We start from the raw sequence: 19,424 nt of genomic DNA, 5'->3' as shown, positions 1-19,424 counted from the left end.
CGAGCGGCCCGCCGCCCCGGCGAACCGACCCGACTGGAGGAGACGCGCAGATGAGCCAGAGGACAGACGTGCTGATCGTGGGCGCGGGGCCCAACGGCCTCGCGGCCGCCTGTGAACTGCGCCGGCTGGGCGTCGGCGTCCGCATCGTGGACGCCGACGCCGAGCCCCACAAGGGCACCCGGGCCATCCAGCTCTGGCCGCCCACCGACGACGTCCTGCGCGAGACCGGGGTGTTCGACGAGGCGCAGCGGCGCGGCCGGCGGATGCCCACCCTGACGTACCACCTGCCGGGCGGCCGGGAGCTGAACATCGCCCTCGGCGCGCGCAACGAGCCGCTGCTGCTGCCCCAGGACCAGACCGTGGAACTGCTGGAGGCGTCGCTGGAACGGCACGGGGTGCGGGTCGAGCGCTCCACCCGCGTCGTCGGCGTGTCGGCCGCGGCCGACGGCGTGTCGGTCAAGACGCAGACCGCGGACGGGCCCGAGGTGGTCTCCGCGGACTGGCTGATCGGCGCGGACGGCGCGTACAGCACCGTACGCGGCCAGCTCGGCATCGACTTCCCCGGCAAGCCGGTGCCCACCACCTTCCTGCTCGCCGAGGGCGACGTCGACGGCGAACTGAAGCGGAACGTGGTGCACTACTTCCTCGGCCGCACCGGGCCGGTGGTGTTCGCGCCCATGCCGGACGGCACCGCCCGGCTGTCGGCCGCGGTCACGCCGGACACGCCGCTGACCGAGGAGACGGTGCAGCGGCTGCTGGACGAGCGCGGGCCGGGCGGCCTCACCGTGCGCCGGCTGCGCCACATCACCACCTTCGGCGCGGACGAGCGGATCGCCGCCGAACTGCGCCAGGGCCGCTGCTTCCTGGTGGGCGACGCCGCGCACACCCACTCGCCGCTCGGCGGGCAGGGCCTGAACCTCGGGCTCCAGGACGTGCGCAACCTGTCCTGGAAGCTGGCGGGCGTGATCCACGGGCGGCTGCGCCCGGAGATCCTGGACACCTACGAGCCCGAGCGGCGCGCGGCGGCCGAGCAGATCGTGCGCACCACCCACCAGCTCATCAAGATGTTCATGCTCGGCCCGGCAGCCGCCCGGGTGCGCAACACGGCCTGGCGGAGCCTGGACGCCACCGGCGCGCTGCGGCGCTGGTTCGTGCCGCTGATGGCCGGATGGCGGGTCAGCTACCCCGGGCCGCTGTGGGGCACGGCCCCCGCGCGCACCGGGCTGGACGCGCTGCGCGCCCGGCTGCTGCCCGCGCCCGGCACCCGTACGCCGCACTGGGCGCCCGAGCCGGACCCCGCCGCCGACCGCTTCCGGCTGCTGACCCTCGGCCCGGTCGGCGGCGAACTGCCGCGCCGCGCCCGGGAGCTGGCCGAGCGCCGGCCCGGCCACCTGGTGCACGAGCACGCCGCGCGCCGCGTGGCCGGCGGGGGCTTCCTGCTGCTGCGACCGGACGGTTACATCGCGGTGAACGGCGTGTCGCCGGCCGAACTCGTCCAGGTGGCAGACCTCCTGGACGCCCTCACGGCCCCGGAGGAGGCGCCCCTGCCGTGACCACCCCGCCCGCCGCCTGGTCGGGGCGGGATTTCGCGGCGCCGCGTCCGCCGCGGGGCGACGGTCCCCAGCCCCGCGGCGGATTTGCTTATTCATGTACGGCGCGACACGTGTTCATGTACGAACCGGTGCGAGTTTCATTTACCGGAACTCGGCACGGGCCCGGAATTATAGGTCATCGGAGTCGTTTGCGGTAGTGATTTACGGGGCAGTGTGACGTTGGTCGGATGACCCTATGTGGGTGTGTACCTTACTTACCCGCCTTCGGAGGGCACTGCTATGATCAATTGGTACCAGTCTCTGCGGACGGGGTGGCGCGTATGGAGAGCTCGGACGGGGAAGGCCGTGATCCTGGACTGACGGGGTTGGTCGCCCGGCTCTTCCGGCCGCGCGGGTGTTGCCGGTTTTCTGCATGACGGCGCACTGTCCCAGGATGCGGAGAACCGCACCAACTCAAAAAACGTGGGGTGTTGGTGGAACGGGAACAGCAGCTCGCTATTTTACGCTCACTTTTCGACGAAAGCCGCGACGGGCGCGGCCGGAGTGTGGCCGTCACCGGGCCGGTCGCCAGCGGTAAGACGGAATTCGTGTACACCTTCGCCCAGGAAGTCGCGGCCACCGGCGGAATCGTACTCAACTCCTCCGCTTTGCCGTCGGAACAGGGACTTTCCTTCGGTGTGCTCCTACAGCTTCTGCGCAGTCCCCAGCTGGACGCGGCGGCCGTCGACCGGGCGCGCCGCGTCACCGACGGACTCGGCGCCGAGAACCCTTGCGGCGACCAGGCGGCGGCCGACGCCGGGGACGTTTCCGCGAGAGTCGTCTACCGCGTCTCCATGGCCGTGCTCGAACTGATGGAGCAGGCGGGGAAGCCGATACTCCTCATCGTCGACGACGCGCATTTCTCCGACCAGCCGTCGTGCCGGGTGCTGCTGTCGCTGCTGGGGCGGCTGCGCTCCCGCCACCCCTTCATGCTGCTGCTGAGCGGTTCGACCCACCAGGCCAACGAGCGGCCCCTCTTCCCGACGGAGCCGCTGCCCAAGCCCCGCTGCGAGCGCCTGCGGCTGGGCCCGCTCACGGCCGTGGAGACCGCGGCCGTGCTCGCGCGGCGGATCGACCCGCGCGGCGCCCGCGAATGGGCGCCCGACTACCAGGCGCTCAGCGGCGGCAGCCCGCTGCTGCTGCGCGGCCTGATCGAGGACTCCCGGGCCGCCGTCGGCGCCCTGGCCGAGGTGCCCGCCCCGGTCCCCGGCCCCGACTTCGCGCAGGCGGTGCTGGACTGCCTGCACCGGGCGCCCGTGGCCATGCTCATCGCCGCCCGCGCCCTCGCGGTGCTCGGCGACTCCGCCACGCCCGCGCGGGTGGCCCACCTCACCGGCCAGGCCCCCGACATCGTCGCGCAGGCCCTGACCGGGCTTCAGGAGTGCGGCGTGCTGGCGGAAAGCGGCTTCCGCACCCCGGAGGCCGCCGACGCCGTCCTCGGCGCCATGCGCCCGCGGGACCGCGCGGAGCTGCGCACCCAGGCCGCGTACCTGCTGCACACGGAGGGCGAGCCGGCCCGGGCGGTGGCCCGCCAGCTGCTGGAGGCCGACGTCTCCCGGCAGGACGGCAGGGACGTCGGCATCCTCCAGGAGGCCGCGGACCAGGCCATCGTGGAGGGGGACGTGGAGGCCGCGCTGCCCTACCTGTGGCTGGCGCGCCGGCTCGGCAGCGGCCCCGAGCAGCTGGCCCGCACCGAGGCGATGCTGGCCCGCGCCGAGTGGTGGCTGGACCCGACGGCGGCGCTGCGCCGGGCCCGTACCCTGGAGGACTTCCCTCCGGGGTCCCTGTCGCCGGTCACCCAGGTCGTCGTGCCGCTGGTCCCGCTGCTGTGGTTCGGCGACCTGGAGAAGGCCGACGCCGCGCTGGACCGGCTGGAGGAGGCGCTGCCGGACCTGTCGGACGACCTCGCCTGGCAGGTGCACGCGCACCGGCTCTGGCGGCGCTACCTGTTCCCCGCGCCGATCCCCGACGGCCCGCCGCTCGACGACCTGGCGGCCGAGCTGCCGGACGACCCGGCGGCGGGCCCCGCCCGCCAGATGCACCCGCTGCGGGCCGCCGCCCTCATGGCGGAGGCGCTGCGCCACGGCTTCGGCCAGGAGTCGGTGGAGCGCGCCGAAAGGGTCCTGCAAGAGCACCGGCTCAACGAGCGGACCCTGTCGGCCCTCGCCACCGCGATCACCGCCCTGATCCGCTGCGACCGCCTGGCCACCGCCGCCAAGTGGTGCGAGACGCTGGTCGAGGAGAGCGAGGCCACGGGCGTGCCGATGTGGCACGCGGTCTGCCGCGCCCTGTACGCGGAGATCGCGCTGCGCCGCTCCGACTTCCAACTCGCCGAGGAGTCCGCGCGCCGCGCCCTGACCATCCTGGACGCCAGGAACTGGGGCGTGGCCGTGGGCCTGCCGCTGGGCACCCTGCTGGAGGCCGCCGCCGCCATGGGCAAGTACGACGAGGCGGTGGAGTACCTGCGCACCCCGGTCCCCGACGCCATGTTCCAGACCCCGTTCGGGCTGCGCTACCTCCAGGCGTGCGGCCGCTACCACCACGCGAACGGGCAGTACCACGCCGCGCTGGAGGACTTCCGGACCATCGCCCGGCTCACCGCCGAGTGGGGCCTGGAACTGCCCGTGCTCTTCCCCTGGCGGGTGGACGCGGCGCACGCCCTGCTCAAGCTCGGGCAGGCCCGCGAGGCCCGCGAGCTGGCCGAGGAGCAGCTCGCCCTGTGCGGCCCCGGCGACACCCGGTCGCGCGCCGCCGCGCTGCGGGTGCTGGCCGCGCAGTGCGAGCCCGAGGAACGGCTGCCCATCCTGCGCGAGGTGGTGGCGATGCTGCGGGACACCGAGAACCGGCTGGAGTTCGGCGCGGCCCTGACCGACCTGGGCATGACGCTCCAGGCGCTGCGCCAGGACGGCCTGGCCAAGATCGAACTGCGCCGGGCCCAGCGCATCGTCAAGGAGTGCGGCGGCGAGGACCTGATGCGAACGCTCATCCGGGGGCCGCGGAAGGCCAAGGCCGCCCCCCTGCCGCCGGACCCCGTGCAGGAGGTGCAGCTCAGCGAGGCGGAGCGGCGGGTGGCGGTGCGCGCCGCGCAGGGGATGAGCAACCGGCAGATCTCCCGCTCCCTGCACATCACCATCAGCACCGTGGAGCAGCACCTGACCCGCGTCTACCGCAAGCTCGACGTCAGCCGCCGGGCCGACCTCGCGCTCGCGCTCGCACCGGAGGAGGACCGGGTGTCCACCTGTACCTGAGCCTTTCCGTTTCCGGCCGTCCCCCGCCCGCTTCCTGCTCGCCGCCATCCGACGCCGACCGGCTGTCACGCCGAGGGCGGGGCCGCCGCTACGCCCTCCGCGCCCTCGTCCCCGGCCGAGCCCCGGTGCCGGGCCCTGACCGGCCCGGCACCGGGGCCGAGCCGTGTGCCCGTACCGCCGCGCCCGTACGGCCGTGTGGCTCCCGCCGGCCCGGGCCGCCGTCAGGGCGGGCCCGCCCGGCGGGAGCCCGCGGGGTCACCGCGGCACGAGCCGCACCGGCATGTCCAGCACCACGGTGTGCTTGTTGCTCGGCTGGTAGGTCACCGGTCCGGCCGGGCGGATCTCCGCCACCCGGTCCAGCAGCGCCTCCAGCAGGATCCTGATCTCCAGCCGGGCCACCTCGTTGCCGAGGCAGAACTGGCTGCCGTACCCGAACGTCAGGTGCGGGTTGGGCGAGCGCCGCTGGTCGAAGACGTCAGGGTCGGTGAACACGGTCTCGTCACGGTTCCCGGAGGGCCACCAAAGCGACACCTTCTCCCCGGCGCGGATCAACTCGCCGCCCACCGTCACGTCGCGGGTGGCCGTCCTGCGGTTGTACGGGTTCGGCGGGGCCCAGCGCAGCATCTCCTCCGCCGTCGACTCCAGCAGCGAGCGGTCCTCGCGCAGCGCCCGCCACTGGTCCGGGTGCCGGGCCAGGCCCAGCAGGCCGGAGGCGATGGTGTTCCGGGGCTGCTCGCCGCCGTGCAGCAGCAGCAGTTGCGCGTTGACCAGCCGCTCCCGGTGGGACAGCGGCGGCTCGCCCCGGTCGGCGGGGATCTCGCCGGCCGCCAGCACCGAGGCCAGGTCCTCGGCCGGGGTGTCCCGCCGCAGCTCCAGCAGCCGCCCGACGTACTCCTGGCTGTCCACCCAGGCCGCCTTCGACCGCTCGTCGGGCAGCCCCGTCCTGCGGTCCAGCAGGCCCGTCGTGTGGGACGCCCACGCGGCCAGCCGCGCGCGGTCCGCGGCCGGCACGCCGAGCAGCACCGCGACGCTCAGGAAGGTGTGCCGCTCGACCACGTCCGCCGCGAGGTCGCAGGAGCCGCGCTCCAGCGCCGCCGCCACCAGCACGTCTGCCGTGGCCCGCAGCTCCTTCTCCTGGGCGCGGACCACCTCGCCGGTCACCGCCGGGGTGAGCAGGTCCTTGATCAGGTCGTGGCGCGTGCCCGCCATCATGGGCAGCATCACCCCGGCGTACACCCCGACCGGCATGTCGTCCAGGTGGGTGCCGCCGCCGGGCCGGCCCGGCCGGCCCTGCGGGGAGAACACCTCCGGGTTCGCGGCCACCGCGGTGATGTCCGCGTGCCTGCTGAGCACCCAGAAGCTCTCGCCGTCGGCGGTCTGCCCGGGCGGGTGCAGCAGCACGGGAGCCTCCCGGCGCAACCGGGCGAACAGCGCGTAGGGGAAGCCCTCCGGGGCGGCGGCGAAGGCCGCGTTGTCGGTCAGGTCGAAGCCGTCGAGGACGGCCGGTAGTGCCTCGGTCACCTGCTCGGACATGGCCGCTCCTCAGTGCTCGGCGACGGTGGGGGTGGGCGCGGCGGCCTGGGCCCGGGGCTCGTCCTCCGCCGGTCCGCGGCTGATCCGCCCGTAGTCGGGCTCGCGGTCGGCGGTCAGCCGCGCCCACAGGCCCAGCAGCCGCACCCGCGCGGCGGTGCAGTAGGCGTCGGCCAGGTCCTGGCCGGCGGGGGCGCGCCGGGCCCGGGCCAGGGCCGCGCAGATCGTCAGCAGCTCGCTGGAGACCTGGCTGAGCAGGATCAGCGTCTCCTCCCTGGCGAACAGCTCCGCCGGGTCCGGGTGGCGGCGGACCAGCCCGGCGCAGGTGTGCGCCAGGCGCCGGATGTCGTGGGCGGCGGCCCGCAGGTGGTCGGCGTTGGCCGCGCTCAGACCGGCGTCCGGCAGCTCCGCCGGCTCCTCCAGCGGCGGCAGCGCGGGCCCGTCCGGCCGGAACCGGGACAGCAGCAGCCGCCCCGCCTGGATGTCGATCATGAAGTCGACGTTGCCGGACACCCGCAGCGCCCGCGCGTCCCGCAGCAGCCGCTCGGCCGGGAACGGCACGGCCCCGCGGCGGCTCTTGCTCTCGGCGGTCTCGAAACCCTCCCCGCCCAGCACCGCGACCGTACGGTCCGCGATCTCCCAGGCGGCCCGGGTGGTGATGTTCTTGCCGACCAGGTGCTCGAACATGCGGCCCATCGGGTCGGCGCCCAGGAAGCTCCACCGGACCATGGCGTCCATGGCGAAGATCTCCGCGCGGGTGGCGGCCAGGCGGCGCTGGACGGCGTCGTACTCGATCAGCCCCCGGCCGTCGATGGCGCGCCGGCCGACGAACGCCCGCATGCCGTCCAGACACTGCCGGGCGACGCCCAGGGCCGGCGCTGCGTTGGAGAAGAAGGCGCTCAGCAGCGCGATCGCCATCACCCGGGCGGGCAGCCGCACGTTGTCCGGCCCGCCGGTCAGCACGTGCGCCGCGGGGACGCGCACGCCCTCCAGCCGTACGCCGCCGATGGGCAGCCCGTGGCTGCCCATGAACTCGATGCGGGAGGTCCGGCTGAACCCGGGCGTGTCGGTCTCCACGAAGAACACGCCCGAGCGCGGCTCCTCGCCGTCCCGGATCGTCGCGGCGACGGCCAGGATTCCGGCCAGCGGCGCGTTGCCGATGAACAGCTTCTCGCCGTCCAGCACGTACGCCGAGCCGTCCTCGGTCGGCACCGCGGTCGTCGCGGGCCACGAGTTGTTCTGCCCGGTGGGCTCGGAGGAGGCGAACCCGGAGAACGTCACGTCGCGGACGTGGCGGCGCACCAGCGCCTCCAGCTCGCTGCCCGGCGGCAGCGCGGGCAGCAGGATGCCCACCCCGATGACGTTCTGAATGGCCAGCAGCTGGCCCAGCGTCACCGACCACCCGGCGGCCCGCTCCAGCACCCGGAAGGTGCCGAAGTCCGAAAGCCCCAGGCCGCCGAGGGCCGGCTCGTCCCGCAGCGAGAAGAACCCGCGCGCCCTGACCTCCTCCAGCAGCCCGGCGGGGATCTCGCGCGTGCGGTCCAGCTCCTCCGGGTCCAGCCGCTCGGTGAGCAGCCCCAGCACCTCGGCCGCCACCTTGTCGCTCGCCCGCTCCTCCGCGGCGTCCTCCTCGGGGAAGTCGAGCAGCATCTCCAGCGGAAGCCGTCCGGACACCAGGCTCGTCAGAAAACTCGGAGCGGGGCGCGGGGCGTTCTCGCGAGGTTCCGATGTCATGTGTGAACCCTTCGGGGAAAGCCGCCAAGGAGGGTGGGGTTTCTCGCGGAGTTTCTCCGCCGCGCCGCAGCGGTGCCGCTCGGCACTCGACGGGTCGGCACGGAAGGAACGAGGAATCCGGGGGTGCGGCACTGCGTCTCACGCTAGGGACGCCGTGCCCCTATCGCCAACCCCAGAGCCACCGGGGGCGCCCCTATTCGCCGCCCGGGATTCACCTCAGCCGCACTCGGTCTCCCGGCGCGCCTCCCCGGCCTGGTAAGGCCGCGCCAGGGCGGCCGCGCGGCCGGCGCCGTACGGCCCGTATCGGCGGATCGGCGGGCGGGACGCGCGGGACGGTATCACCGGACGCCCGGTGCCGACGGCGGCCGGACACGTTCTCCGGCCTTTTCCGCCGGCCCGGGGAAAGGCCGCACGCGGGATCGCGTGTTCCGCCGGCGATTCCGCCCGTTCCGGCGTCCGGCGGGAATTCCCCGGGCCTCCGGCCGGGCCGGAGGCCGCTGGCCTGACGGGCCGGGTCACGGACGGTGCCGGACGTCCCGCGCGGGGTCCGGGCGGACGGCGGCCGAACCGGCCGTGACGCCGCCGTCGACGACGACGGTCTGCCCGGTGACGTAACCGGACAGCGGGCTGAGCAGCCAGACGGCCGCGTTGGCCACCTCCTCGCAGGTGCCCAGCCGGCCCAGCGGGGCCCGGCGCGCCCGCTGGTCCAGGGCCCCGGGGTCGGCGTACAGGCCGCGGAGCATCGGGGTGTCGGTCGAGCCGGGGCTGACCACGTTGACCCGGACGCCGTCGCCCGCGTACTGGAGCGCCGCCGACTTGCTCAGGCCGATCACGGCGTGCTTGGTGGCCGCGTAGACCGGGCTCTGGGCGTGGCCGATGTGGCCGGCCACGGAGGAGCAGTTGACGATCGCGCCGCCGCCGCCCGCCAGCATCGCGCGGACCTGGGCGCGCGTGCAGGCCCACACCCCGCGCAGGTTGGTGGCGACCACGGCGTCGAAGTTGCCGGGGGTGTCCTGGTGCAGGGGGCCGAACGCCCCGAAGGTCCCCGCGTTGTTGAACGCCCCGTCCAGCCGCCCGAACCGGGCGACCGCCTCGGCCACGCACCGCTCCACCTGCTGATCGTCGGCCACGTCGCAGGGCGCCACGAGGTGGTGCGACGGGGGCAGCCCGGCGGCGGTCTCCGCCAGGGCCCCCGGGGTGCGGCCCACCAGGACGACGCGCGCGCCGTGGCCCGCCAGGAGCCGGGCCGCTGCCCGGCCGATCCCGCTGCCCGCTCCCGTGACCATCACCACGCGGTCGGCAAGTTCCAGGCTCATCGGTGTTCCCGCTCTCCGTCCTCGCTCGCCGGATCTCCCGTCAGGTGTTCCGGCGTCAGGTCTGTCGTCAGATGTGCAGTCCGCCGTTGACGTCGACGACCGCGCCGGTGGTGTACCCGGCGTCCTCGCCGCACAGGTGGCAGACGATCCCCGCGGCCTCGGCGACGGTGCCGAAGCGGCCGGCCGGGATGCGGCTGACCCGGTCGGCCGTCCACCGGGCGGGCTTGTCCGCCCAGGCGCGGCGGATGCGGTCGGTGCCGATGACCCCGTGGGCGACCGCGTTGACGGTGACGCCGTGCGGGGCCAGCTCGAAGGCGCACTGCTTGGTGAAGCCGATGACGCCGGCCTTGGCGGCGACGTACGCGGCGTTGCTGAAACGGGTGTACGTACGGCCCGCCACGGACGCCAGGTTGACGATGCGACCCCAGCCCGCCGCGACCATCGCCGGCGCGCACAGCCGGGTCGCGGTGAACACGCCGGCCAGGTTGTGGGCGACGGCCGACTGGAGGTCGGCCTCGGTCAGCTCGGTCACCGGACGGGCCCGGGTGTCGCCGCCCACGCCGTTGACCAGGACTCCCGGCCGGTGCTCGGAGGGTATCGAGCCGATGGCGGACTCCAGGGCCCGCGCGTCGGTGACGTCGGCGACCAGCGGGTCGCACACCAGCCGGCCGGCGAGCCCGTCGGCGACGCGGCGCACCGCCTCGGCGTCCTGGTCGAGGAGGACCAGCCGCAGGCCCCGGGCGGCCAGCCCGCGGGCGACCTCCGCGCAGATGCCGCCGCCCGCCCCGGTCACCAGGGCCACGTCCCGCCGCGCCGTCATCCGCTCCTCCGCCAGCCGTCGCCGGGCCGCCACTCGGCCAGGCACCGGGTGTGCCGCAGCAGCTCGTCGGCGGGTTCCACCCCGGTGCCCGGGCCGGTCAGCGGCCGGACCTGGTGCAGGGCCCGGTCCACGGCGAAGGCCGGCCGGGTCAGGGGCGTGGGGAACCACTCGTCGGCCCGGCCCGCCTCGACCGTCTGCCACAGCCCCCACGCGGTGGCCAGCGCCCGGCCGGCCGCCCACAGCGGGCCCACCTCGGCGACGTGCACCCCGAGCTGGCAGCCGACGCCCAGCGCGTCCGCGCGCAGGCCCAGGCGGGCCGCCGCGAAGAAGCCGCCGCACTTCGACAGCCGTACGTTGACATGGCTGGCCGCGCCGCAGGCCGCGGCGGTGTCGAGGTCGGCCGGGCCGGTGCACGACTCGTCCAGCATGACGGGCAGGCCGGTGGCCCGCCGCAGCCGGGCCAGCTCCGGCCAGGAACGCGGCGCCAGGGGCTCCTCCACCCACGCCACCCCGTCCAGCTCGCCCGCCACCCGCTCGGCCTGCGCGGCCGACCAGGCGCCGTTGACGTCCAGGGACACCCGGACGCCGGCGGGCAGGCGGCTTCGGGCCCGGGCCAGCCGCCGCACGGCGTCGGCCGGGTCCGCCACCTTGACCTTCACGTGCCGCAGCGCCGCCACGGCGGGCGGCGGCAGCGCGTCCAGGACCGCGGCGACATCCCGGGACAGGTGGATGACCAGGCTCACGGACACCGGCCCGCCGCGGCGCACCCGCGCGGGCGCGTCCAGCACCGCCAGCGCCTCGGCCAGCGGCCGGCAGAAGCGCCGACAGGCCGCGTCGAGCAGGGCGATCTCCACGGCCGCCGCCGCCGACGGGCCCGCGACGAGGTCCGGCAGCGGCAGCGCGGCGATCGAGGCGGCGGCTGACTCGAAGGTCCGCCAGTCGATCCGCTCGGCGAGCCCGGCCGGGTCGCACGCCCGTACGGCCGCCGCCGCGCCCCGCAGCGTCTCGCCCGTGACGTAGCCGCGCGGCGCCCCCTCGCCCCATCCGCGGACGCCGTCCGCCAGGCCGACCTCGACCAGCAGGGACTCCGACCGGCGGCGGGAGCGCGTGGCGTGGTCGAACGCCGCGGCCATGGGCACCGCCGCGGTGTACACCCGTACGCCGTTGATCACGCGTCCTCCTTCAGCCGCGCGGCCAGCCAGTCCCAGTACGCGGTCCTGGCCGCGGTGAACTCCAGGTAGTGCCGGTCGGCGTCGAAGACCCGCTCGTGGACGGCGGGGCCCAGTCGGCGCAGCACCGCGCGCGCGGCGGCGAGGTCGATGATCGGGTCGCGGGCGGGCAGGGCCAGGTCGACCGGGAGGGGAGTGCGGGGCGTCCCGGCGGCGTAGTGGTCCTCCAGGTGTACGAGCGCCGCCTGGGTGGCCGGTGTGACCTGGCGCAGCATCAGCGGGTCCCCGGCCAGGAACGCGAGGTACCGCGGCAGGCCGGTGTAGTCGCCGTCGGCGAGTCCCACGGGCTGGGGCGCGGTCCCGGTGCGGGCCCGGCGCTCGGCCAGCGCGGCCGGTTCGTGGCGGGCCCGCTGCTGGCCGAGCGCCGGGGCGCACAGGACCAGCTTGCGCACGGGCAGGTCGCGGCTGCACCACAGGGCGGCCAGCACGCTGCCGCCCAGGCTCTGGCCCAGGGCGGCCGGCGCGCGGCCGCCCGTCTCCGACGCCACGGCGGCCAGCGCCCGCGCGTAGTCGTCCAGCACGAGGCCGGCGGACGGCAGGTGGCCGCGGGGCCCTCCGCTGCGGCCGGAGCCCCTGCGGTCCAGGGCGTAGACGTCGACGCCGCGGGCGTTCAGCTCGGGCCCCGTCTCGTACAGCCAGCCGGCGTGGCTCTGGATGCCGTGGATATAGAACAGCGCCGCGGTCGCGCCGGGCGTCGTCCAGCGGTGCAGGGCGAGACGGGTGCCGTCGGCGGCGGTCAGCGTGCTGGTGGTGGGCATGGCCGGCCTCCTCAGTACCGGACGAGGTTGACGTCCGGGTCCAGCCGGACGTCGACGAGCAGCGGACCGTCCAGCCCGGGCAGCAGATCGCCGACCGCGTCGAGGTCGCCCGGCTCGCGGACGGTCAGGGCGCGGGCGCCCATCGCCGTGGCCAGCGCGGCCAGGTCCGGCCAGGCGTACGCCGAGTAGGCCGGGTCGTAGCCGTGGTCGCGCAGCTTGTAGTGCTCGGCGCCGTACGCCCCGTCGTTCAGGACGACCACGACGACCGGCAGCCGGTGCCGTACCGCGGTGGTGAACTCGGACAGGTGCATCATGAAGCCGCCGTCCCCGACGGTGGCGACCACGGGCCGGCCGGCGCCGGCCGCCGCCGCGCCGATCGCCCCGGCCAGGCCGAGCCCGATCGAGCCGAAGCCGCCCATGAGGGCGAAGTGCAGCGGGTCGGCCACCCGCAGGTAGGGCCAGACGCCCACGTCGAACCGGCCGATGTCGCTGACCACGGTCCGCTCGGCGGGCAGCACCCGGTCCAGGCGGATCATCGCCGACCGGATGTCCACGGTGCCCGGGCCGCCGCGGTCGGCGAAGTCCTCCCGGGGCGAGTGGCCGGCCAGCGCCTTCGCGACGCGCTCCGCCCACGGGCCGTTCGCCGCGGTGACGCCCGCCTGCTCCAGCAGCGCGTTCATGGCCTCGGCCGTACGGCGCGCGTCCCCGGCCACCGGCTCGTCCACCGGGGTGTACGAGCCGAACCGGGCCGGGTCGGTGTCCACGTGCACGACCCGCTTGCCCCGGAACAGGTCGCCGTTGAGGGCCGTCCACATGTTCAGGCCGGCCCCGAAGGCGATCACGCAGTCCGACTCGGCGATGACCGCGCCCGCGACGCTGTGCGCGAGACTGCCGAACAGGCCGATGTCCCGGGGGTGGCCGGCGAACATCTCCTTGCCCAGCAGCGTGGTGGCCAGCGCGGCGCCGGTCCGGTCGGCCAGCTCCACCAGGGCGTCCCGCGCGCCGGCGGCCGCCGCGCCGTAGCCGGCCAGCACCAGCGGCCGCTTCGCCGAGCCGATCAGGCCGAGCGCGCCGTCCAGCGCCTCGGCCTCCGGCGCCGCCGTCGGGCCCGGCGCCACCGGGCGCGTGACCGGCGCCTGCTCGCCCGCCTCGGCCTGCATGAGCGCGATGGGGACGTTGAGCACGACGGGCCGCCGCTCGGCCGCGATCCGCTGCATCGCCCGGTTCAGGTCCGCGACGAGCGACGCCGGTCCGTGGACCCGCTCGTAGCCCACGCCCGCGGCGGCCGCGACCGTGGCGATGTCGAACTGGTGGAAGTGCGTGGGCACCGGCGGCGGATCGCCCGTGACCAGCAGCACCCGGCTGCGGCTGCGGGCGGCTTCCACCAGCGGGGTCAGGGCGTTGGTGAACGCGGGCCCGTGCGTCACGGACGCCACACCGGTCCGGCCGGACATCCGGGCGTAGCCGTCGGCCATGGCCACGGCGCCCGCCTCGTGGACGACGGCCACGAACCGTCCGCCCGCCTCGGCGAACGCGGGCAGGTAGAGCAGGTTGGCGTTGCCCATCAGCCCGAAGACGGTGTCGACGCCGTGCCCGGCCAGCGCGTCGGCCAGCGCGTGGAATACCTTCATCCCTGTCCTTCGGTCGGGTCGGGCGGGAGCCAGGCGGGATCGTTCTGGTCCACCGGCGCGCGGCCCGGCGGCGGGGCGTCGCGGACCAGCGAGCGCAGGTGGTCCCCGGTGATGAGCACGGTGGTGCCCGCGCAGGACTGCTGGAGGACCATCCGCCGGGCGCGGACCTGCGGATGGCGCACCGCGCGGGTCAGGTCGTGCAGCGGGGCGGCGGGCACGCCGGCCGCCGCGGCCGCGTCGAGTACGGCGGCGACCGTCCCCCCGGCGGGCGGCAGCGGCCCGGCGCCGTCCACGAGCACCGCGCCGTCCACGGACACCGTGCCGTCCACGAGCACCGTGCCGTCCACGAGCACCGTGCCGTCCGAGGCCCGGACCAGGCGCGGGCCCGGTGCGGGAGGGTCGTCGTACCAGCGGTCCTGGGTGGCCCAGACCGCGGCGTCGAACAGCGCCACGTCGGCGGCGCAGCCGCGGCCGGTGCGCAGACGGACGTAGGTGGCCACGGTGGCGGCCGCGGCGGCCAGGTAGGCGCCCAGGACGTCGGCGCTGGACACCGGCGTGCGCCAGGCGGTGCCGCCGCCTCCGCCGACGAGGTGCATCATGCCCGACTCGGCCTGGATGACGGTGTCGACGCTGCGGTCGGCGGCGGCCAGGCCGTGGCCGGTCACCGCGCAGTGCGCGACGCCGTGCCGGGCCAGGACCTGCCCGGGGGCGAGGCCCTGCGCCGCGAGGGTGTCGGCGGCGAGGTTGGTGAGCACGATGTCGCACCCGGCGAGCAGGCCGTCGAACACGGCCCGGTCCCCGGTGTCGGCCAGGTCCAGCCGGCAGGAGCGCTTGCCGGCGTTGTTGACGTAGTAGAGGTAGCCGACCGGGCCGACGCGCTGGGCCAGGCGCCGGGAGCCCTCGCCGTGCGGCGGCTCCACCTTCAGCACGTCGGCGCCCAGTTGGGCCAGCAGCCTGCCCGCGTGCGGCCCGGCCGTGTACGAGCCGATCTCCAGCAGGCGGACGCCGCGCAGCGGCGGGCCGCCGGGGGGTATCGGCTCCCACAGGCGGCCCTGCCGGGGTGACGGGCCGCCGGCCCGCACGGCCGGCGCCAGGGAGCGCAGCGGGCCGGCCGGTTCGCGGCCCGGGCCGGCCACCAGCCCGCGGCGCCGGGCGGCGGCGCCGTCGCGTACGTCGTCGGGGGCCGCGACCTGGGCGCAGGGGATGCCTTCGGCACGCAGCCGGGCCACCACGTCGGCCGCCCGCCGGCCTGCCGTCCACTCGCCGATGATCTTGTCGAGCTCGTCGGCGTTGCGGACCCGGGCGGCGGTGTCGGCGAAGCGGGGGTCGTCGGCGAGGTCCGCCCGGCCCGTCGCGGCGGCCAGCCGCCGCCACATCGGCTCGCTCATCGTGCAGATGACGACGGGGGCGTCCCGGCACGGGTAGCTGTTCCAGGGCGCGGCCATGCCGTGCCGGTTGCCGGTGCGCCGCGGCGGGCGGCCGGTGAGCGCGACGCTCGGTAGCAGGGTGCCGGTCAGCGTGAGCAGGCTGTCGAACTCGGCGATGTCCCAGTAGTCTCCGCCGCCGCCGCGGGCCCGGCCGATGAGCCCGGCCGCGACGGCGATCAGGCCGGACAGCGCCGCGGTGCGGGAGGCCAGCCCCACGGCGGAGGTGACCGGGGGCGTCCCCTCGGCCCCGGTGGCCGCGGTCAGGCCGGCCAGGGCCTGGAGGGTCGGCTCGGTCGCCGGGGCGTCCCGCAGCGGGCCGGTGAGCCCGAACGCGCTCAGCCGCACCGTGACCAGCCCGGGGTGGCGCGCGACCAGCTCCCGGGGCCCCAACCCGCGGGCGGCGAGCCGGTCGCCGCCGTCGCGGTCGCACACCAGCACGTCGGCGGTCTCCAGCAGGCCGGGCGCCTGGTCCCAGCCGGCCGGCGGCCGCGCGGCGGCGCGCAGCCACCGCTCGAACGGGCCCGCGGCGGCGGGCGGCCGCCCCAGGGGGACGACCCGGGCTCCGAGGTCCGCGAGCAGCCTGCCCAGCAGCGCGGCCGACGTGCCGTGGCCCGCCGTGAGCACGGCGGTGCCCTCCAGTGGCCCTGTCGTCGTCATGGAAGCCCCCTCGCCCGCGCGTCAGCCCCGCGCCGGTTGTCACCGCTGGGTGTGGTCTCGGCCGGTATGCGGCCACGTGGGATATCGCGTCAGCGCTGCCCGTATTCGCGGGAATTCTCCGCGGGCGGCATGGTCCGCCATTGGGGACGCGAAAAGTCAGATCATCGGTGACCGTATCACCGAAGTCGGCGGGAAACCATCGTCCCGGGTTGCCGGGAAGTCGGCAAGAGTGTCTGCGGCATCCGTCCGGCCGCGAGTTGATAATGTGCTGATATGAAGTTTTGCAGAGGTTTACGTTCGCGCGTGTCCCCTCTGTCGGTGACTGGCACTTGCACACGACAATCGGTGCGAAGTGTCCGTGTTTACTCGCCTATGAACCGTGATGCTCGTCACATGAGCCGTCCTCGACTCGTGGTTGACGGCCGTTTTTCTGGCTGGCACAGTGAATATGAGGTTGCATCTGGAACCTGATGGGACAGCGATCTCGGACCTCTGACCAAGGTCCGAAGGAGGAGTCACGGGGGATGCTTTTCACTGACTGTCGCTGTTGGGCGACATAATGGCAGAACGGCTTTTTGCAGAACGTGCCGCTGAGGGATTTGACCGGAAAAGCGAACCGATCGTTCTCATCGGTTCGGGAAGTCATGGGCGGATCGCCGAAGCCGTCCGTGCCGCCGTCGGCCAGGCGGCAGTCGACCCGTCGGTGCTGCGCGCCGGCCACACCGCGGTGGCCGCACCGGGCACGGCCGCCGGCCGCATCGCCGCCGCCCTGCGCCTGACCGGCGCCACCTACTCACTCGACGCCCGCGAGACGCCCGCGCTGCTCGCCGTCCACCTCGCCGCCCAGGCCCTGCGCGCGGGCGACTGCGCCTACGCGCTGGCCGGCGCCGAACTCGCCGACGGCGCCTGCGCGGTGCTCCTCGCCCGGCAGTCGGCGGCCGCCGCCGTGGGAGCCCCCGTGCGGGCTGTCGTCCGCAGCACCGCGGCGGCCTACGCCCCCGTGCCCGACGACCGGGCCCGCCTGCTCCGCAGCACCCTCCGGTCCGCGGGCTGGTCAGGCGAATCCGCGGGCTGGTCAGGCGAATCCGCGGACCTGTCAGGCGAATCCGCGGACCTGTCAGGCGAATCCGCGGGCTTGTCAGAGGAATTCGCGGGTCTGCCAGGTGCAGACGACGCCACCCGCCCCGCGGCCGACGGCTTTCCCGGACTGCTCGCCGCCCTGCGCCACCAGCGGCCGCCCGGCCCCATCGCCGTCGCCGACCACGGCGGCGACGGCACCACCGCCTGCCTGATCCTGGACCACCCGCCGGACACCGCCCCCGGGCCCCCGCTGCCCTGGATCGTCTCGGCCACCAGCACCCGGGCCCTGGAAGCCAGGGCCGCGAGCCTGGCCGTACACCTCGACGCGGCCCCCGCCACACCCGCCGACATCGCCCACTCCCTGCTCGCCACCAGCCGCGGCCCCCGGCGAGCCGCCGTCATCGGCGCGGACCGCACCACCCTGGACGGCGGCCTGCGGGCCCTCGCCACCGGCGCCGACGCACCCCATCTCGTCCGCGGCACCGCCACCGGAACCCCGCGCCCCGTCTTCGTCTTCCCCGGCCAGGGCTCGCAGTGGCCCGGTATGGCCGCCGGACTCCTCGACACCTGCGAAGCCTTCCGCGACAGCGTGCACGCCTGCGCCGACGCGCTGGCCGAGTTCGTCGACTGGTCGCTGCTCGACGTGCTGCGCGCGGCACCGGGCGCGCCGCCCCTGCACCGTGTCGACGTCCTCCAGCCCACCCTGTGGGCGACGATGGTCTCGCTCGCCGAGGTCTGGCGCTCGTACGGAGTGCAGCCGGCCGCCGTCGTCGGGCACTGCTACGGCGAGATCGCCGCCGCGCAGGTGGCCGGCGGCTTGGACCTGCGCGACGCGGCCCGCCTGCTGGCCCGCCGCAGCCGGGCGTGGCTGCGCCTGGTCGGCAAGGGCACGGTGATCTCCGTCGGCACCTCCGGGCAGGACATCCTCCGGCGCATGGCGGCCTGGCCCGGCTCCGTGGAGCTGGCCGCGCTCAACGGCCCGCGCTCGGTGGCGCTGGCCGGCCCGCCCGACGCCCTGGACGACATCGTCGCCGAGCTCACCGGCCAGGGCCTCTACGCCAAACGCATCCCCGGCGTGGAGACCGTCGGCCACTGCTCCCAGGTCGAGACCCTCCGCGACCACCTGCTGGACGTGCTGCGCCCGGTCTCGCCCAGGCCCTCCACCGTGCCGTTCTACTCGACCGTCGACGGCGCCGAGCGGGACACCGCCACGCTGGACACGGACTACTGGTACCGCAACACCCGCGACCAGGTGCGCTTCCACCAGTCCGTCCGGGCTCTGCTCGCCGCCGGACACCGGTCGTTCATCGAGGTCAGCCCGCACCCGCTGCTCAGCACCTCCATCGAGGACACCGCGGCCGAGCTGGGCGTGCCGGACGTGGCCGTGGTCGGCACGCTGCGGCGCGGACAAGGCGGCGTCCACCGGGTGCTCACCTCGGTGGCGGAGGCGTACGTGCGCGGCGTCGACGTCGACTGGTCACCGGTCCTCGCCGACACCGGGGCCCGACGGATCGACCTGCCGGCCGTCCACGACACCGGCACCGACACCGGCACCGACACCGACGCCGAACCGTCCTGGACGGGCCGCGTCCGGGCACTGCCCGCCGAGCAGCGGGCCGAAGCGGTCACGGACCTCGTACGCCGCACGGTCGCCGCGGTGCTGGAAGCGGACTCCGCCGACGCCGTCGACCCCGGCACGGCGTTCAAGGACATGGGCCTCAGCTCGCTGAGCACCGTCCACCTGCGCAACCGCCTCCGCGAGACCACCGGGCACCACCTGTCCGCCACGGTCGCCTACGACCACCCCACCCCGGCCGCCCTGGCCCGCCACCTGCTGACCGCCCTGTTCGACACGGCGGGCGCAGGCGGGCACCCGAGGACGGAAGCCCCAGCGTACGACCAGCACCCGGCCGATCCCGAGGCCGCCCTGCTGGCCGCCCTGGAGCAGGCCGACGCGGCACTCGAACACCTGCGGGCCGCACATGCCGGAAACAGGACCGCCGTCGCGTACGAAACCGGCCGGCGGATCGAGGAACGGCTGAAGTCCCTCACGGACAAGGCCCGGCTGATGAGCCACGACGACGCCGGTGAACCGGCCGCCGACCGGTTCGCCGCAGCCACCGACGACGAGATGTTCGCTCTCATCGAAGAGCGGTTCGGCATCTCCTAGAACCGAGCACCCAGAACCGCCCCCGCACACCACAAACGATTCCCGTTTTCCCGAGGCCCACAGGCGCTGTTTCCCGCGCGCCGTTTCCGGGCTCCGTGTTTCACGCGTACGAGTCCGCGCCCCCCACAGTTCTCCGAAGGCGGCTCCCATGGCACACGAAGACAAGCTTCGCCACCTCCTCAAGCGTGTCAGCGCCGAACTCGACGACGCGCGGCGGCGGGTGCGTGAGCTG

12 protein-coding genes are annotated in these 19,424 nt (G+C 75.3%); 4 read left to right on the top strand and 8 right to left on the bottom strand.

Going from position 1 to position 19,424, the window contains the following annotated elements; translation table 11 throughout:
- The first annotated feature begins 50 nt into the window (after positions 1-50).
- Both RKE29_RS09795 and RKE29_RS09790 read left to right on the top strand, forming a co-directional pair.
- Positions 51-1,553 (top strand): FAD-dependent monooxygenase, encoded by a 1,503-nt coding sequence (locus RKE29_RS09795; RefSeq protein WP_312004737.1) that lies wholly within the window; start codon positions 51-53, stop codon positions 1,551-1,553.
- Between the two features lie 467 nt (positions 1,554-2,020).
- Complete coding sequence (locus RKE29_RS09790; RefSeq protein ID WP_312004736.1) at positions 2,021-4,840, top strand: AAA family ATPase; 2,820 nt, start codon at positions 2,021-2,023, stop codon at positions 4,838-4,840.
- 255 nt (positions 4,841-5,095) lie between these two features.
- On the opposite strand, the gene RKE29_RS09785 is transcribed toward RKE29_RS09790, so the two are convergent.
- The 8 genes from RKE29_RS09785 to RKE29_RS09750 form a co-directional block, all read right to left on the bottom strand.
- A complete protein-coding gene (locus tag RKE29_RS09785; protein ID WP_312004734.1) occupies positions 5,096-6,373 on the bottom strand; it encodes a cytochrome P450 in 1,278 nt (425 codons plus the stop codon).
- A 9-nt stretch (positions 6,374-6,382) separates the two neighbouring features.
- On the bottom strand, positions 6,383-8,104 hold the full coding sequence (locus tag RKE29_RS09780) for an acyl-CoA dehydrogenase family protein (RefSeq protein ID WP_312004733.1): 1,722 nt from the start codon (positions 8,102-8,104) through the stop codon (positions 6,383-6,385).
- A gap of 515 nt (positions 8,105-8,619) precedes the next feature.
- A complete protein-coding gene (locus RKE29_RS09775) occupies positions 8,620-9,420 on the bottom strand; it encodes an SDR family oxidoreductase (protein WP_312004732.1) in 801 nt (266 codons plus the stop codon).
- 67 nt (positions 9,421-9,487) lie between these two features.
- Complete coding sequence (locus RKE29_RS09770) at positions 9,488-10,240, bottom strand: SDR family NAD(P)-dependent oxidoreductase (RefSeq protein ID WP_312004731.1); 753 nt, start codon at positions 10,238-10,240, stop codon at positions 9,488-9,490.
- Positions 10,237-11,412 carry an enolase C-terminal domain-like protein gene (locus RKE29_RS09765; protein ID WP_312004730.1) on the bottom strand — a complete coding sequence of 392 codons (1,176 nt, stop codon included), beginning with the start codon at positions 11,410-11,412 and terminating at the stop codon, positions 10,237-10,239. Before RKE29_RS09765 ends, RKE29_RS09770 begins: the two co-directional genes overlap by 4 nt.
- Complete coding sequence (locus RKE29_RS09760; protein ID WP_312004729.1) at positions 11,409-12,227, bottom strand: alpha/beta fold hydrolase; 819 nt, start codon at positions 12,225-12,227, stop codon at positions 11,409-11,411. The genes RKE29_RS09765 and RKE29_RS09760 overlap by 4 nt, the downstream gene beginning before the upstream one ends.
- A gap of 11 nt (positions 12,228-12,238) precedes the next feature.
- Positions 12,239-13,858, bottom strand: coding sequence for a thiamine pyrophosphate-binding protein (locus tag RKE29_RS09755; RefSeq protein ID WP_312004728.1), 1,620 nt, complete (start codon positions 13,856-13,858; stop codon positions 12,239-12,241).
- Positions 13,855-15,942 (bottom strand): CoA transferase, encoded by a 2,088-nt coding sequence (locus RKE29_RS09750; protein ID WP_312004727.1) that lies wholly within the window; start codon positions 15,940-15,942, stop codon positions 13,855-13,857. Before RKE29_RS09750 ends, RKE29_RS09755 begins: the two co-directional genes overlap by 4 nt.
- Before the next feature lie 559 nt (positions 15,943-16,501).
- On the opposite strand from RKE29_RS09750, the gene RKE29_RS09745 reads away from it, so the two are divergent.
- Together RKE29_RS09745 and RKE29_RS30800 are read left to right on the top strand one after the other, a co-directional pair.
- Positions 16,502-19,192 (top strand): acyltransferase domain-containing protein, encoded by a 2,691-nt coding sequence (locus RKE29_RS09745; protein WP_312004726.1) that lies wholly within the window; start codon positions 16,502-16,504, stop codon positions 19,190-19,192.
- A gap of 148 nt (positions 19,193-19,340) precedes the next feature.
- Positions 19,341-19,424: polyketide synthase docking domain-containing protein (locus RKE29_RS30800; protein WP_369016033.1), on the top strand; the 84-nt coding region annotated here is incomplete at its 3' end.

Origin of the sequence: Streptomyces sp. B1866, assembly GCF_031932565.1 — a bacterium.
Taxonomy (GTDB): domain Bacteria; phylum Actinomycetota; class Actinomycetes; order Streptomycetales; family Streptomycetaceae; genus Streptomyces.
Note: the sequence above shows the minus strand (reverse complement) of the source record. Positions and strands in the feature narration are given on the sequence as shown.

Coding starts and splice junctions, on each gene's coding strand:
- RKE29_RS09775 (WP_312004732.1), bottom strand. CDS start 9,420: ATGAGCCTGGAACTTGCCGACCGCGTGGTGATGGTCACGGGAGCGGGC.
- RKE29_RS09745 (WP_312004726.1), top strand. CDS start 16,502: ATGGCAGAACGGCTTTTTGCAGAACGTGCCGCTGAGGGATTTGACCGG.
- RKE29_RS09780 (WP_312004733.1), bottom strand. CDS start 8,104: ATGACATCGGAACCTCGCGAGAACGCCCCGCGCCCCGCTCCGAGTTTT.
- RKE29_RS09755 (WP_312004728.1), bottom strand. CDS start 13,858: ATGAAGGTATTCCACGCGCTGGCCGACGCGCTGGCCGGGCACGGCGTC.
- RKE29_RS09750 (WP_312004727.1), bottom strand. CDS start 15,942: ATGACGACGACAGGGCCACTGGAGGGCACCGCCGTGCTCACGGCGGGC.
- RKE29_RS09760 (WP_312004729.1), bottom strand. CDS start 12,227: ATGCCCACCACCAGCACGCTGACCGCCGCCGACGGCACCCGTCTCGCC.
- RKE29_RS09770 (WP_312004731.1), bottom strand. CDS start 10,240: ATGACGGCGCGGCGGGACGTGGCCCTGGTGACCGGGGCGGGCGGCGGC.
- RKE29_RS09785 (WP_312004734.1), bottom strand. CDS start 6,373: ATGTCCGAGCAGGTGACCGAGGCACTACCGGCCGTCCTCGACGGCTTC.
- RKE29_RS09795 (WP_312004737.1), top strand. CDS start 51: ATGAGCCAGAGGACAGACGTGCTGATCGTGGGCGCGGGGCCCAACGGC.